Below are 15984 nucleotides of genomic sequence, written 5' to 3' on the forward strand. Positions count from 1 at the left end.
AATTTAGAGTTGGACCTATTTGTTTAAGTAAGTTTTTTATCAATTTATTTTTGATTTATTGATTAGCTGTATGGGTAAAGGTTTTGAGGCATCTAGGTGTATGTCTCTTTGTGGGAAAGCAATGGTAATATTGCTTTTTATAAAGAGTTGATTGATTTCAAACCTTAGTCCGCTTTCTATTTGTCTTCTTTGTAATAAAGTATCCACTTCTACCCAAAAAATGACATCAAATAACAAAGCGTTATCACCAAAAGACTCAAACAGCACCGTGGGAGCAGGTTTTTTTAAAATTTGAGAGCTTTGTTCACATGCCTGGTAGAGTTGTTTAAAAACGGTTTCAAGATCACTGCCGTAAGCAACACCTACCAATACAGAGGTTCTGACCTTTCTATCTCTGAAATTCCAGTTTAATACTTTCTTTTCAAGTAACCAACTGTTGGGAACAATGACATGGGTGTTATCTGGCTTGAGTAGCCTTGTGCTGCGCGGGCCGATATGCTCTACCAGGCCTAAATTTTGATCAATATCTACAAAATCACCGACTTTAATGGGGCGTTCAAAAAGAACAATCAGACCACTGATAAAATTATTGATGATATTTTGACTTCCAAAACCAATTCCCAAAGCAATAGCACCGCCAAGAAACGTAAATATTGTTAAGGGAATGTTGGCAAAATGCAGTGCTAATAACGAAAATAAAACAATAAAAATATAGTTGGTTACTACCCTTACCGTTGCAGATGTTGCAATATCCAGTTTAAACTTTTTAAAAAAGTGACGTTCTAAAAACTTGCTGATCAGTTTGGATAAAATGAGACCTGAGATGAGAACTAAAACAGCAATGATAATATTGTTGATTGCAATGGTTCTTCCAGAAAAAGTTACTAAAGGAAAATTCCAGATAGCTGTAAACTTTTCTAAATATTGCGATTGGAAAGTAGGGTTGACCATAAAGTGCATTGTTTTTACTTCTATGCAAAATCAATACTTTGGTAAAGAAAATATAGTGAGATTTGTCTATAAAAATGGTTTATAAAGGCAATATGTTTGAAAACTTCAATGATGATTACTCTTTAAAGTTGCTATTGACCGCGGGTATTTTTATTGTAACGGTCTTTTTAAGATTCATGGGTAAAAAGGTAATCAATACCTGGAACATTCCCAGTTTTGAGATGCAGTTAAAGTATAGAAACACCTTAAAAAGAGTTTTGTCTGTGGTCTTGTTGTTTGCAGTTTTTATGATTTGGGGAGCCTCGATTAAAGGATTTGCGGTTTCTATAGCGGCATTTGCAGCGGCCCTTGTATTAGCTACCAAAGAGCTATTGCTGTGTGTATTAGGAAGTATTGTTAAGTCATCGAATCAAGCTTTTACCTTTGGTGATAGAATTCAAATTGGTCCAGTTAGAGGGATTGTTATTCGTCAGAGTCTTTTAGGAACAACATTAATGGAAATTGGCCCTGGAGAAACCGTTCATCATCTTTCAGGAAAGAAAGTTTTTATTCCTAACAGCCAGCTACTGGTGCAAGTGATTAAAAATGAAAGTCTGGGCAGTCAATATATCTTTCATTCATTTCAAATTGTTCTTAAATTAGATGAAAAATGGAAAATACATGAAGAAAACTTGTTAAAAGTATGTTTCAATGAATATCAAGTCTTTGAAGCCAAAGCTAAAAAGGCCATATCAGCATTGGCTCAAGAAAAAGGTATTTACAAACCGTCTACAGAGCCAAAAATAGCCATTGATCTTTCTGAGGCAGAAAAAATTAAATTTACCGTTAGAATCGCCTGCCCTGAGGGTGAAGCTAATTTTATAGAACAAAAAATAACCCGCGCATTTTTAGAGTCTATATGAAAAAAAACTTAAATATTATTGGTTGGAGAGAATGGATTGCTTTACCTGAGTTAGAAATAGAGAAGATTAAGGCTAAAGTTGACTCTGGAGCAAGAACCTCAAGTTTGCATGCGCATAAGCTCAAGCTTATAAAAAAAAGTGATGGGGACTATGCTCAGTTTTTTGTTCATCCTCATCAAGACTCTTCTAAAGACAAAGTTTTTTGTGAAGCAAAAATTATAGAATATAGAAATATAAAAAGCTCTAATGGCTTGACAGAAAAGCGCCCCATTGTACAAACCATTATAAAAATAATGGATCAGTCTTGGTTGATCAATTTATCATTAACCAACAGGGATGAAATGGGCTTTAGAATGTTGCTGGGCAGAACCAGTATTTCTAAACGGTTTTTAATTGATGTCTCTAAATCTTTTATAACATCGAAGGGGGTAAAAACTTTATGAAGTTAGCAATTTTATCAAGGAATAAAAAACTCTACAGCACACAAAGGTTAAGAGAGGCTGCATTAAGCAGGGGGCATAAAGTAAAAGTTCTCGATACAGATAAATTTGCGATTGACCTTGAAATGGGAGCCCCTGAGTTGTTTTACAAGCAAAAACGACTTGCCGAATACGACGCCGTTATACCTAGAGTAGGCGCATCTTTAACATACTTTGGTACGGCAGTGGTGAGGCAGTTTCAACAAATGAATGTTTTTTGTGTGAATACGGCAGATAGCATTTTAAACTCAAGAGACAAGCTAAAAAGTTTTCAAATTTTAAGTCGCCATAATATTGGGTTGCCTAAAACAACTTTTGTAAAACAAAAAAATGATGTGTTTCCTGCAATTGAAAGAGTAGGGGGAGCACCAGTGATTATTAAGTTGATTGAAGGCACTCAAGGTATTGGTGTGCTTCTTGCGGAGAAAGCTGAGGTTGCAGCCTCTATTATTGAACTTTTACAAAGTCAAAAACAAAACATTTTAATTCAAAAATTTGTCAAAGAAAGCCGTGGTAAAGACATCAGAGCGATTGTCGTTGGTGATCAAGTGGTTGCAGCCATGCGTAGAGTTGCGCAAGGACAAGAGTTTAGAAGTAATATCCATAGAGGCGGAAAAACTGAGCAAGTTGAGTTAGATGAAACATACAAAAAAACAGCAGTTAGAGCTGCTCAAATTATGGGTTTAAAAGTTGCAGGTGTAGATATGCTAGAGAGTGAACAAGGCCCGCAAGTTATGGAAATCAACTCTTCTCCAGGTTTAGAAGGTATAGAAATGTGCTCAGGCTTGGATGTTGCTGGATCCATTGTTGATTATATTGCGGCACAAGTGGATTTTCCAGAGCTAGATATTCGCCAAAGGTTGACCGTCAGTAGTGGTTATGGTGTGGCAGAGCTTTATATACCTGAAGGTTCAGATTATTTAGGGCAAACGATTGAAGAAACAGGTTTAAGAGAAAAAGACATTAATATACTCACCTTATATAGAGGAGTAAAAGTTATTCCTAATCCAAAAGCGGCACGTGTGCTTGAAGCTGAAGATAGGTTGTTGTGTTTTGGTAAGTTAAAAGAGATGAAAACGTTAATTCCTGAAAAAGAAAGAAAACGCAGAAGACCTAAACTGAAGCAGCTGCCTGCTTCGGCACGAGACATTCACATTGATCCATGACCATGAAATTTGGAAAAGAAAAAGTAAACAAAGGTGAGTGTAAAACAATTCACCTAGACGTTGGCGCACTCTATGACTACACCAACTTGAGCATACCCATTGAGGTAATCCGTGGAAAAAAAGACGGTCCCGTTCTTTTTGTCTCAGCTGCAATTCATGGTGATGAAATCAATGGTGTAGAAATCATCAAAAGACTATTACAATATTTAAAAACAAAAACTATTTCTGGCAGTTTGATTATTGTTCCAGTGGTGAACGTATTTGGGTTTAATGCTAAGTCTCGTTATTTGCCAGATAGAAGAGACTTAAATCGCAGTTTTCCAGGTTCAAAAAAAGGCTCGCTGGCTAGGCGTATTGCGTACATTTTTATGAAGCAGGTTGTTGAAAAGTGCACGCATGGTATAGATCTCCATACCGGAAGTTTGCATCGATCCAACTTACCTCAAATTAGAGCTTGCCTTGATCACGATGAAACCAGGCGTTTGGCGTCTGTCTTTAACGCACCAGTCATCATTGATTCGAGCTTACGTGATGGATCACTAAGAGAAGCCGCAAGAAAAAAGAATATCAGCATGCTGCTGTTTGAGGGGGGGCAAGCATTGAGATTTGAAGAAGACGTCATCAGAGTTGGGCTAAAAGGCTGTATTGCAGTGATGAGAGACATTGGCATGCTAAGAAAATCTAAAAAAAGCGATGTCAAAAGACACAAAAAAGCCTACATTGCCAAAGATAGCTTTTGGCTGCGCGCTGGACGAAGTGGATCGTTTAGGACATTAAAAAAACTTGGCGAGACAGTTTCTGTTGGCGAAACGCTTGCAGTCATATCCGATACCTTTGGTAACCATGAATATGAAGTTAAAACCGATGAAAATGGGATTATTATTGGTATAAGTAACATCCCGCTAGTTAATCGAGGAGATGCCATGTTTCATATTGCTACATTTGAAAATGTCAGCAAAGTTCGTAAAGCCATAGACCGTATAGAAGATATCAATTGATTTCATATAAACTTAAATATCATTGAAATTATTCGTATTCATGCTGAGTTAGCGTTTAGTTTTTTATTTTATCCTCTGCCTCAGCTCTAATTTATGAACTTTGAAGTAGCGTTTATAAACATTTTTAAAAAATACATATTAAAAAAAATTGTATCCGATACTTTGCAGTAAATAATCATTTTAATTTGAATTATAAAGACCATTGTTTATCGGTTAAAAAACGATCAATTAATTCAGACATCGTTTAAGAAAGACTTTCTTCTAGTATGAGTGACAGCTCTAGTGATATATGATGCGTATGCCAGAAGGTCCCGAAATAAAAAAAGTCGCTCAATCCATTGAGCGAAGGTTTTTAAATACTCCTTTAACAGCATTGTTTTTTAAGTTTTCTTTTTTAAAATCGTATGAAGAAGAGTTGGAAGGGCAATCCATTGTTCGCGTTGACTCAAAAGGAAAAGCTTTGCTTATTCACTTCAATAATGATTGGGTGATGTATTCTCATAATCAACTGTACGGCAAGTGGTTCATAAAAAAGAATGGTCAAGATCCAAAAACCAATAGAGATCTGAGAGTGAAACTACAAAACAAGGATTACTCTGCATTTCTTTACAGCGCATCGGATATTGATGTACTTCACAAAGATGACCTTGCTCAACACAGCTATCTTGTTAAGCTGGGCTTAGACGTGTTTGACAGTTATACAGATAAAGAGGTGATTGATTATCTTTACACTAAAAAGTTTCTGAATCGGTGGGTGGGAAATTTATTGCTGGATCAAGAGTTTATTGCAGGGATGGGCAATTATCTTAGAAGTGAAGCTTTATTTTTTTCAAAAATTCATCCTTATGAAAAGCTAAAAGCCTTGAGTAAAGAACAAGTTTTAAATTTATATAGAACCTGTCAACGTTTGTCATTACAATCTCTGGAGCACCGCGGAGTTACCAATGATCTTAAAAGAGCAGAGGGTTTAAAGCAGAAAGGTTTTTCTCGAAGAAAATACAGGCATGCTGTGTTTACTAGAGTCGGAGAGAACTGTTATGCATGTCGGGCAAAAATTGAAAAAATTAATGTTGCCAGTAGACGTCTTTATTATTGTCCACGCTGTCAGAGCTAAAAACAAAAAAAGCTCCGTTCAAAATGAAACAGAGCTTTTTTGAAATTTAAAACTTGGCTTATAAAGAAGTTTTAAAATCTGGTGAAGGTTTAAAACCTACAGTTTTGCTAGCAGGGATGCTGATCGCTTCACCTGTTTGTGGGTTTCTACCTTTTCTAGCTTTTCTTGATCTAACTGTAAAAGTACCAAATCCTGGGTAAGTAAATCTTTTGTCTTTTTTAATGCCTTTTGAAAGCACAGTAAAAATAGCATCAGATACTTCATTGATAGCAGCTTTTGAAAGCTCTCTGTGTTTTACTTCTTTGGTTACTTTTTCAACTAATTCAGCTTTTGTCATTCTCTTCTCCTTGAAAAGTTAGATTAATAATAACTATACTCTTTGTTACCGCGTACTATCAGGTACGTCAATAAAATTGTTTTGCAAGAAGGCTTTAAATATAGGTTTGCGAATGATATATTTTTATTTGTCAATATTTTTATGGTTTAAGAAGCGATAAAAATAATAATTGCGTAGAACAAGCTTTACATAATGGCGGGTTTCTTTATAGGGAATCATTTCAATAAAAAGGTCTTCATCTAAACTTTCCCATCTTCTACGCCATATTTTTAAAGGGTTTGCGCCTGCATTATAGTTTGAAGTAATATAAACTAAATTATCATTATGATCTTGTGTTAATTTCTGAAGGTATAACTTACCAAGCTTTATATTGGTTTTGGGTTCATATAAAAAAGCTTCATTAAAAGTCTTTTTATCTTCAAGTAAACCAAAAAACTGTTTTGCAGTATTGGGCATAAGTTGCATCAAACCATAGGCACCGGCTGGACTTTTTGCTTTTGGGTTAAAAGCACTTTCTTGTTTTATGATGGCAAGCACCAGTTCATTGGATAACTTTAACTTTTCTGCCGTTGTTTTTATCTCTTGTTGATACTGCTTAGGGAAAACACTTGCTATTAATCGGCTATCAATAGGTTTACCTGTTTCAGCATGAATGGCTCTATACGCTAAAATAACAGGTGTTGTATGGTCTTGGTTGGCATGCCAAAGGTTGAGATAGTTAGCAAACTCTTTATCTTTATAATCTACTGAAGAAAGTTTTTCCAACTCCCAAAGAGCGAGTTCTTTAAAACCTGCAAGTGTCCAGATATAAGCTGAATATAACTTTGATTGAGAAGAAATACTATGGGTATAGTTCGAGCTTTGAAATAAGTCAGGCCAAAGTTTTTCTTTGGCCGTATAAAATGACAAAGGAGCTTCTTCTTTCAAAGCTTGTTTTAGGGTGTCAATACGATTTTTTTGTCCAAATTTTTGAGCTAGTTTTAGTTGCCAATACAGAGCTTGGCCTTTTTCATTCGCAGACTCTGCTAAACTATAAAATGTGTTGAGATACCTGCGAGATTTTTCTTCTTGGTTTAAGATATAACTGATTAAGCCTAGTTTAAAAATAGATCGTTTATACAAATCAGAAGAAGGGTAAGTTGCAATAAAATTCATGTATTCTTGTTTAGCTTGATTCCATTTTAATTGGTCTTCATAAATTCTTGCCGTATAAAATTTTGCTTTATGAGCATCTTCATGAAAAGTATTCAATTTAACAGCTTTTTCAAAAGCCATTTGTGCATTAGTATAAAGTTTTTGATTCCATAAAATATGGCCAACTTTATAAAGCAACTCAAAGGGCAATGCAGATTGTTTGCTGTAATAAAGGGTTAAAAAAGTACTTTTAGCATTTTGACGACAAGCAGTAAGGATTGCATTGAAAGAACGTTTAGCGCCTAAACTGTTTGGATAAAGACTTATGAGCTTTAAATGTTTTTCAATATCATTTTGCCGTGTCCCTGAGCCAATTTGATTGAAATATACAAGAGAGGCATCATTTTCAGGAAGAGCTTGCTTGCTGATATTGACAGGTGCTTGTGTGAAACTTTCTTTTTGAAAAAGTTGTTGTGCATGCTGACGCTGTTTTTTACGTGGAAAAACTTGAATTACTTTTTCAATTGTTTTTTTCTGTTCTTCATTAAGTTTAATGTGTGTCAACAAGTAGGGCTGTTCTTGGGCTAAATTCTTTTTATCAGTGAAGTAGCTGAGATAATTATGAAACATGAGCAATTCAAGTTCACGGCTTATAGTTTGTTTTAGACCGGGCAAAAGACCCAAATTAAGATTTCCAATATAGTGTAAACTTTTCTGATGACATTTATTGAATGATTTCAATGTTTTTTTAGTAAAACTAGTGCTATTTAAAAGGTCATGGCAGTTATTTAAGTATATTTTAAACTTTAAATAAGGCTTTATGGACGCAAAAAAGCCTTTACTGGATATTTTTTCAACCCATTGTAAGGCGGTTTTATACTTTTTTTGTTCAAGCGAAGATTGTGCTTTAAACACATACAAAGCTTGTTGTTCCTGAGCATTGAGGCTTTCAAAGTTTTTTTTGCTGATATTTTCTTTAAACGATGACAAAAAAAGTGCATTTTGATCAAAAATATTTTGTGCTTGGATGCGGTAAAAACTCGTAAAGATAAAAAATATGTGTAAAATTAATAAGTAAGCGTATACAAAACTGGAATGTCTAATCATGTCCAAGAAAGGTTACATAAAAAACGATGAAGTCACTACTAAAAATTGGTTCTGGAATAGTTATTTTGGTTGTTTTATTCTTTGCTTTGTTTTCTATTTTTCTACCTGGAGATAAAAATAAGAAACAAGAAGCAAAAGTGGAAGAAACACAAAACTCCAATAATGGTATTCAAAGTCTAAATGTATCTCAGGCAGACACTGGAGTCTTTTTGGAAATTGTGGGTGCTGACAATATGGATTATTCAGCGCAAACCAATGATGAACGTACATTGCTGATTGAGTTTCCTCAAACGCCACTAAGCTTAGAAAGAAAAATGATTCCTTTGCCTCACCCTATGATTGAATTGATTGAAGCAGAAGAGTCTGGCTCTGGCTCAAAAGTAAAAATTACCTTGACCGAAGCTTTTGAACATAATGCTGAACTCGTTGGTAATATGTTGATGGTTCGTTTTAATAGACCTGGAGAAGGTCAGGCAGAGGTTATGGGTGATGAGCTCGCAGCAGCTGAGGAGACAGCACCTCAAGCGCCATCTCAACCGGTAAGAAGACAAGCCAGTAGACCCAAGCCAGCACCAAGAAAACCTGCCCCAGCTCCAGCACCTGCACCCGCTCCTGAGCCAGATGATTTGATTTCAGAATTAGGTTTTGAGGATAGTGCGCCAGCTACAGACACAGGAGATGATTTTGATTTGGGAGGCACAGAAGAAGATTTAGGCTTTGAAGATGATTTAGGTGGGGCCGTTCAACCGGATGATTTAGCACTGTCTGATGATCCTTTTGCAGATGATCCAGGGTTTACTGATGAAGCCGCATCCATTGATGATGCATTTGCTGCCAATGAACAGGCACAAGAGCCCATGATTGATACCAGTGCTGCTTTAGCTAACCTTCCTTCAATCACCAATATCAATGTTGATGGAGGTGGGCGTGTCAGCATTAACCATGAAGGTGGAAGAGTGCCTATTAAACGTTTTCTAAGACGCCCAAACCAGGCTGTGGTTGAGCTGAAAGACGTATCCTTAAACAAACTGCAGGTTTCTCAAAGCTCAGGCGGTAACGTTACAGGCATAAAAACAGAGCAATTTGTGAACCCTCAGGGCAGCAGTATTGCAAGAGTATTTATTTTACTGAGCCAGATGCCAGATTCTAGAGACAATATTATTGTTAAAAAAGGCAGAGGTTCAGTTGATATAGAGGTTCAAGGACCTTAACTGTTTACTGCGTTTAAATAAAATAAAACTTGTAAGTTATCTCATATCAAGCAGTAAGGTATTATTATATCTTGCTGCTTTTTATTTTTAGGCATTAACAGAGCTATTCGTATGTTAGAAGATACAAGTACTTGGAATGAGTTTAGCGAAAAAAAATGAAAGCTTAATAAAGCTTTTTTGTATTAAAAAGTTGGTATGCATCAGGGTTGATTGAACAATCAACAATTAATACTAATAAGAGGGACTTATCATTATTTATTTAGCTAAGAGAAAATATTTCAGAAGTTGAAATAAAAATTTTTTTTTTGGTGAAATCAAAGCTGATAGTAGTTGTTTTGGTGGCAAAAAAGAACCCCTCACAAGAAATTTGAGAGGGGCACTTCTTTGCTTTTATAAAATTTTAGTTTTCTAGATAACCGTTTTCAGCAAGAAAATTTTGAATTCGTGGACAGTTGCTGTACTTTCCTGTTCTTTCATCTTTATCACCCAGCAATGTTTTCATTTGCTCAGACTGCTCTACAAAGTTGAAGTTAAAAACTCTAGATAGAGATGCTTCATATTCATAAGCATAAGATTTAGAATATAGGTCATTAGCAGCAAGAAAATCAAATGGAATGATGCGAGTTTGGTATCCGACATTGGTTAGATAGGCACTGTACTCCGGACTTTCATCACCATCCTCAAGATATTTTGTACACCCAGGCACTGATGTTAAGAAAGAACTTAAGTTAAGGGCATAAAATAATTCGATCAAACTACGTTTTTTCTTAGGGTCAATAGTTGTGCCATAATTAACGGACAAACTATGCTCAGGCTTACGATTATCTAGGTCATTGTTGTACATGTCTTTGAGAATTACAAAATAATCTTTGTACAAATTCTCTTTTATATAATCTAATATTATTTGATCATTATAGTAATTGCTTCTATTGGATTCAGATGAATCTAAATATGAACGAATCAAACTCTTTTCTTTACTTGATAGGGTCAAGGTAATTGCTTTTTCAACATTGCTATACAGTCTACGGATTTCGTCTTTTTGACTAGACGTTAGCCGTTGAGGAGAATAATAAATTTTTGATATAAAAACTTCATCCTCTTCATCATATATAAAATACTCTTCATGACTGAGTTCTAATAGGGCATTATTTAGAACAGACCATAAGTCCTGTTCAGCCGTATGTTTACTTTTGATTGTTTCATAAAGAGCTCTTTTAGCCTCAAGAAGGCTTTGAGCCATACTCAGCGTTGAGCCCGCCAAAATTAAACTTAATACTAATTTTTTAAACATATGTTTCCTCCTAAAATGGTTTGTGTTTGCCACAGAATTACTGATTTTTCAGTCTGTGGTAAAGTGAAAAAATAAAATGCGTCAATATGCCATTTAATGATTTATCCTGAAAATTTAGAATGTTTACATTTGTACAACAAGATCCGTTTGATACACATAATCAACTTCGAAAACGTCGTTAAGCAGAAAAGATAAATTATCAAAATAGGTTTTGATAAACGTATAATCATCAGAATTGCTTGTAGATATTGCAAGAATGAACCTACCAACAGTGAATCGATCAGATAGATTATAGCCTAACGCTTTTGAAGCATACGCTTTAACGCATTTACCCATAAGCCCCAAGTATATGGCATGATTGATGTAAGTGGTTCTCTCTCTCTCATTGTTTTGAGTCGTAGAAGACAACTTTCCTTTAAAGCTGGATAAATTTTTATTTAAAGGTAGGGTTTCACTAATATTACTTATTGTAACTTTTAGTTCTTCAACAGAAAGTTGGCTGACATCAAAATATGCTGAAAGCGAAGCATTCATTTTTTGAAATCGGCCAAAAAGATCGTCCTTTTTATACGTGGCTTGTTCTGAAAGTGCAGTTAGGTGTTTTTCAATCTCAGGTAAAATATCGGGATTAATGTCAAGTTCCTTGAGAGCTACTGCAGGACTTTGAGCAAAAGCTGTTGTTGATAATAATACTGTTAAAAACAATAGTTTTATTTTTTTTACAGGCATGTATAGTTTCTCCTTAATTAAAAACATACTTTCAATAGCATGCAAGAGCAGCTTAAGTGAAGCCCTTTCTTTCGGTGCGTCAATATGGCTCAAAAGGATTGATTTTATGACAAGCCAATTATTTCTGGCTTTTGTAAGAAAAAATAGGTATAGCCCATTTTTCACCTGCCGAGGTGGCGGAACTGGTAGACGCGCTGGATTCAAAATCCAGTATTGGCAACAATGTGGGGGTTCGATTCCCCCCCTCGGTACCACTGAAACATAGATTCTTCGTTTCAGTGGTCATTAATAGCTAATCCTTAAACCTAAATCCAATTGAGGGTAATCCAACCCAGGCTCCATGCGGTCGCCGTTCGACTTTAATTGAGCTCGCTATGCTCACATGTCCCCAGCAAATTCAAAGCTATTGCAAGTACCGTTTATATATTTTTATTGGGTGCTTATTTTATGTTTTCTAATCAAATAGAATTTTGCCCAGGCTACTCTGAGCGCTTGCCGCTCGTCTTTTGTTAAGCTTGATTCTCTGGCATGGGCCTTGAGCACTGTATAGAAGCACTTAAATGTTTGATAAATCAGAGTAAACAATCAGCATAAAAAATAGACATTTAAGCGTTCTCTTGTTACGAAGCTGCGATGGCAAGAAGTGAACGAAAACAATTTAGAGATGAAATCAAAGCCCCTGACCAATTTGAAAATTTTTGGGATTCTGTGGGTGGATGGTTTGCCGAACATAAGCAAAAAATTATCCTTCTAGCGGTAGTTGTTGTGTTGGCAGTTGCAGGCATAACGTATAAAAAAGCTTTGGATAAAAAGCGTCACACAGTTGCGATGGATGCTTTTATTGAGCTTCAGGATGACTTGAAAAGCATAGATGAGCCCAATAAAAAAGTAGAAAGAATAGATCAATACATCAATAAGTATAAAAATACCCCCATTGTTGCTATGGCCTATATGTATTCTGGTATTGAACAGATGAACCTTGGTCAAGAACAAGAAGCTCAGAAGGCTTTTGAGTTGGCTAAAGAAAAATTACCACACAATCAAAAGATTTTTGCTCTAGAATCTCTGGCCCAGCTGGCATCAAAACAAGAAAAATTAGGAGAGGCTCAAAAGTATTATCAAGATATTCTTAGAATGAAAGAAGTTCCTCTTCAAGACTATTATGCTTGGAACTTGATTGTGTTATACAAGCAAGACAATAAATTAGAAGATCTAAACAGCTTATGTGAAAATTTTTCTCAACGTTATCCGGAGTCAGCTTTTTTGGATAAAGTCAAAATTTATTGTGCTCAGTAAGCCGGTAAAGACTTGGATTTTTATGATGTTAAAAAAACTATTGATAAGTATTACGATTGCTGTATCCCTCATGGGAAGCTTTGACACTGCCAATGCCTTTGAACTCCCTAAAAAGAAATTAACCTATTTGGATCGGCCGCATTTTAATTTTGGAGTTGGTTTTGGAAGTACGCAGTTGGTTCATGGTGGAGACACAATAGAGGGCAGGCATGGTTTTTCTTTTCGTATTATGGCTGGGCACCATCTCAGTAAAAATTTAATCGCTGAGGTTTTTTATCAAGTCTCCAGTTTTAAATTTTACTCACCAGACCCTGTATCGGGTGCAGACCCCTTATTGACCAGAGCGGGTATATCAGAACAAGTGATCAGAGCCAGTTATGTTTTTGATAAAAGGCGTTTTCAACCCTATGTTTCAGTTGGAGTGGGCGGGTATCATTTTTTTGGTGAAGATGCTCAAACAGCGTTAGCCTTTCCATTTAACTTTGAAGTGCCTGTGTCTGTGGGTTTAAGAAGCTTTTATGCCAAAGATAGGTTTTCTTTTGATGTAGAGTTTATGTACAGGTTTTTGTTTGGAGAGAATCAAGAGCAAGATGTGTTGAACCTGTTAAATGTCGATAAAATATCATTTAATGCAATTTCAATCATGGGAACCTTTACCTTTCATACTTTTTAATGCTTATGTTTAAACCAAGATATAAAGTTTTGTTTTTTTTACTGTTTTGTTTTCTTAGTCAAGCATGCACTAAAGCACCTTTAACGTTGGTCAAGCAAAGAGATGTTGCTTCTGGACTTAAAACGGGCTTCAAACGCAATTATTTGGGGCTTGATGTTTTTGCCCATCATGAGAATTTGGTCTTTTTCCCCTTGGGAGCACGCAAACTGGCTGCTTATAATCTGGACAAAGGAAGAGTTATAAGAAAATATAAATTGGATGCACGTGTGGACAGCACGCCTTTTATAAACAATGGCAATGTGTTTGTAGCAACCATCAAAGGTACGGTTTACGGCATTGATATCAAAACTAAAAAAAACCTATGGGCCAATAATATTAAAGAAGCGGGTATTGGTACAATTGTAGGTGATGAACGTTACATTTATGTGACAACGGCTCAAGATAGCGTGGTTGCCTTAGATCAAGCCTCGGGCAAAGTCATTTGGAAATACGAAAAAGAATTTTATGAAGCAAAAAACATGACTGGCTTGTGGGCCGCTCCAGTGCTGGATATCAATAAAAACACGGGCCAATTTCCTCTCTTGGATGGAAGAATCATACAGTTAAATTTAGCCAATGGTAGAAGTCTAGATGAAAATACTCAGTTTTCTGTTATCAAAAATGAAGGTTTGTCTGCGCATAAGCAATTTAAACAGCATATTTACATCGCTCAGTACAAATCCAAAACGTTTTTAAAAAATACTGAATCTGGAGACATTGTTTGGGAAACCAGCAGCTTGGGAACCTATGCACTGCCTGTGCTGACACAAGATAGAGCGTATATGCCATTATGGGATGGGAGTGTAGAAAAAATAAACTTGAATACCGGTGAAGTTTTATGGACATCTAATCTTAAAACCAACTCGTGGCTGTCCATGGCTAAATACAAAGATTTTTTATTACTGTCTGATTCCAGAGGCAATACCTACCTGGTAGATAGCAACAAGGGTGATCTTTTGTGGACCTTCAAGCATAGACGCAACATTATTGGTCATCCCGTTGTACATAAGGGAAAGGTGTCTCTGTTTACGCAAGAAGGGGCCATTTACACCTTAAAGCTAAGATGAATGATACAAAAATTTTGCTTAGACTGTTCGCTTGTGTTATGAAGAGCAATCTTTTGTGGCGACGTAGCTCAGTTGGTTAGAGCGATGGTCTCATAAGCCATAGGTCAGCAGTTCAAATCTGCTCGTCGCTACCATACACATCAAAAGATTTTTCAGGGCGCCCAAAATTCTGTGATTCAATGCGCGCAGTGCTTAAATTTAGGCAGTTACTTTTCTTTGTAAGTGCTTGTAAATATTGCTTTATTTGTTGGAATAGTTTTTGCAAATTATAGTGCTCACTATGGGAAATGAAATTGATACTAAAAAAGTTAAAAAATTAAGAACATTCATGGCAATACTTGGACTTCTCAGTTTTTCTGTCGACGCCAAAGTGCTTCGACAAAATGAGATTTGGAGTAAAGAATATAAAATCCAAGACCGTTACTACAGCTCAACCAGCAATACCAACAATATGGTTGCGTTTAACTTGCGTGATGGCGATATATTGATTGAAGTAGATTATGCTAAACGATACATTAAGTCATTTTCTGGTGTGGTAAGAAATATTCAAGCCACGAGCTATAAAGCAGTGAAGCCCAGTTTGGATCCAAAAACCGGCAATCACAAGGTTAAAAACATCTTAAATCTTGAAGAAAAACAATATGCTCATAATGGACGTCATGACCGAGTATTGGAGTTTGACGTTCAATCGAGTAAAATTGATTTAAATACAAAACAACTGCATGCCTTAAGAGAAGCAGAAACCGTGAGTGTAGATTTGCAAAAACGTTACAGCAGCCGAGGATACGCTTATTTTGTTTTATTGCTTAAAGTAGATAATCAGGCTCCAATTGTTTTATTGCCTTGGAAGGTATAAACTCAAAGCCATACCGTGAATAAAGCATTAATTTTGCAGAATTAGGATCAAGCTTAGACATGATTGTTGTGTGTTTTTCAAAAAATTAAGATAGAGTAGAGGGTATGTCAAAACTCGACATATCTTTCATTGAGAGCACAAAAGCTAATTTTCCAGATACATGGATTGCCAGAACAGCAAAACATACCATTATCATTGATCCTGCTTTAAATCATGCAGCTATTTTAAAGCAGGTAACACCCAAAGAAATACAACAAAAAAAAACAGAAATTTGGTTAAGTTCATGCCATATGCAAAGCGGACCTTACGTCAATGAACTGGCTCAAAAAATGAATGGTTCCATTTACGCTCCATACAGTTTTTTACCGCATTATAGAAACTTTGCACAAACAGCAAAAACAATGAATCTCTGCGGTGTTTATCAACCCAAAATAAAAGCAGATTTAGTCCAAAGACTTACCCATCATTTTTCTACTGAATTTAAAGTGTACATGCTGTCTTCAAGCATAGCCATTCAATGGTTAGAGAAAAAATGTATTTGGTATCAAACTTTATTTTTATCCAATGAAGATCAAGACTTTATTGAGAAAGTAAAGCATGAACTAAACCAGTGAACTGATTGATAATATTGAAA

Annotated in this window: 16 protein-coding genes and 2 tRNA genes; 13 read left to right on the forward strand and 5 right to left on the reverse strand. The window is 35.8% G+C overall.

What is annotated here, in order from left to right:
* Positions 1-39 precede the first annotated feature (39 nt).
* Complete coding sequence (locus tag MRY82_07250) at positions 40-960, reverse strand: mechanosensitive ion channel (GenBank protein ID MCI5072717.1); 921 nt, start codon at positions 958-960, stop codon at positions 40-42.
* 83 nt (positions 961-1043) lie between these two features.
* On the opposite strand from MRY82_07250, the gene MRY82_07255 reads away from it, so the two are divergent.
* From MRY82_07255 to nei, 5 genes are all read left to right on the forward strand, one after another.
* Positions 1044-1853, forward strand: coding sequence for a mechanosensitive ion channel family protein (locus MRY82_07255; protein MCI5072718.1), 810 nt, complete (start codon positions 1044-1046; stop codon positions 1851-1853).
* Complete coding sequence (locus MRY82_07260) at positions 1850-2296, forward strand: RimK/LysX family protein (GenBank protein ID MCI5072719.1); 447 nt, start codon at positions 1850-1852, stop codon at positions 2294-2296. Before MRY82_07255 ends, MRY82_07260 begins: the two co-directional genes overlap by 4 nt.
* Entirely contained in the window at positions 2293-3498 is a 1206-nt protein-coding gene (locus MRY82_07265) for a RimK family alpha-L-glutamate ligase (protein ID MCI5072720.1), read from the forward strand. The genes MRY82_07260 and MRY82_07265 overlap by 4 nt, the downstream gene beginning before the upstream one ends.
* A gap of 2 nt (positions 3499-3500) precedes the next feature.
* Positions 3501-4496: a succinylglutamate desuccinylase/aspartoacylase family protein gene (locus MRY82_07270; protein ID MCI5072721.1), complete on the forward strand. Its 996-nt coding sequence runs from the start codon at positions 3501-3503 to the stop codon at positions 4494-4496.
* A gap of 298 nt (positions 4497-4794) precedes the next feature.
* A complete protein-coding gene (gene nei / locus MRY82_07275; protein ID MCI5072722.1) occupies positions 4795-5610 on the forward strand; it encodes an endonuclease VIII in 816 nt (271 codons plus the stop codon).
* A 58-nt stretch (positions 5611-5668) separates the two neighbouring features.
* Here nei and MRY82_07280 read toward each other — a convergent pair whose 3' ends face one another.
* Both MRY82_07280 and MRY82_07285 read right to left on the reverse strand, forming a co-directional pair.
* Entirely contained in the window at positions 5669-5947 is a 279-nt protein-coding gene (locus tag MRY82_07280; protein ID MCI5072723.1) for an HU family DNA-binding protein, read from the reverse strand.
* A gap of 123 nt (positions 5948-6070) precedes the next feature.
* Positions 6071-8188 (reverse strand): transglycosylase SLT domain-containing protein, encoded by a 2118-nt coding sequence (locus MRY82_07285; GenBank protein MCI5072724.1) that lies wholly within the window; start codon positions 8186-8188, stop codon positions 6071-6073.
* 26 nt (positions 8189-8214) lie between these two features.
* Between MRY82_07285 and MRY82_07290 the strand changes: the two genes are divergently transcribed.
* A complete protein-coding gene (locus MRY82_07290) occupies positions 8215-9399 on the forward strand; it encodes a hypothetical protein (GenBank protein MCI5072725.1) in 1185 nt (394 codons plus the stop codon).
* A gap of 400 nt (positions 9400-9799) precedes the next feature.
* On the opposite strand, the gene MRY82_07295 is transcribed toward MRY82_07290, so the two are convergent.
* Together MRY82_07295 and MRY82_07300 are read right to left on the reverse strand one after the other, a co-directional pair.
* The gene (locus MRY82_07295; protein MCI5072726.1) at positions 9800-10690 is read right to left on the reverse strand and encodes a hypothetical protein; all 891 of its coding nucleotides are present in this window, start codon (positions 10688-10690) and stop codon (positions 9800-9802) included.
* Between the two features lie 123 nt (positions 10691-10813).
* Positions 10814-11623 carry a hypothetical protein gene (locus MRY82_07300; protein ID MCI5072727.1) on the reverse strand — a complete coding sequence of 270 codons (810 nt, stop codon included), beginning with the start codon at positions 11621-11623 and terminating at the stop codon, positions 10814-10816.
* On the opposite strand from MRY82_07300, the gene MRY82_07305 reads away from it, so the two are divergent.
* The 7 genes from MRY82_07305 to MRY82_07335 all read left to right on the forward strand — a co-directional run bounded on the left by MRY82_07305 (position 11587) and on the right by MRY82_07335 (position 15964).
* Positions 11587-11673: transfer RNA gene (locus tag MRY82_07305), tRNA-Leu, on the forward strand. The two genes, MRY82_07300 and MRY82_07305, sit on opposite strands and share 37 nt — an antisense overlap.
* 379 nt (positions 11674-12052) lie before the next feature.
* A complete protein-coding gene (locus MRY82_07310; protein ID MCI5072728.1) occupies positions 12053-12715 on the forward strand; it encodes a tetratricopeptide repeat protein in 663 nt (220 codons plus the stop codon).
* 22 nt (positions 12716-12737) lie between these two features.
* Positions 12738-13388: a hypothetical protein gene (locus tag MRY82_07315; protein ID MCI5072729.1), complete on the forward strand. Its 651-nt coding sequence runs from the start codon at positions 12738-12740 to the stop codon at positions 13386-13388.
* A gap of 5 nt (positions 13389-13393) precedes the next feature.
* A complete protein-coding gene (locus MRY82_07320; protein ID MCI5072730.1) occupies positions 13394-14494 on the forward strand; it encodes a PQQ-like beta-propeller repeat protein in 1101 nt (366 codons plus the stop codon).
* Positions 14495-14551: 57 nt separating this feature from the next.
* Positions 14552-14628 (forward strand) — tRNA-Met (locus MRY82_07325).
* A gap of 146 nt (positions 14629-14774) precedes the next feature.
* Positions 14775-15350, forward strand: a complete 576-nt coding sequence (locus tag MRY82_07330) for a hypothetical protein (GenBank protein MCI5072731.1) — start codon at positions 14775-14777, stop codon at positions 15348-15350.
* Positions 15351-15454: 104 nt separating this feature from the next.
* Positions 15455-15964: a hypothetical protein gene (locus tag MRY82_07335; GenBank protein MCI5072732.1), complete on the forward strand. Its 510-nt coding sequence runs from the start codon at positions 15455-15457 to the stop codon at positions 15962-15964.
* Positions 15965-15984 lie beyond the last annotated feature (20 nt).

This window comes from bacterium (assembly GCA_022763185.1).
GTDB lineage: Bacteria > Bdellovibrionota_G > JALEGL01 > JALEGL01 > JALEGL01 > JALEGL01.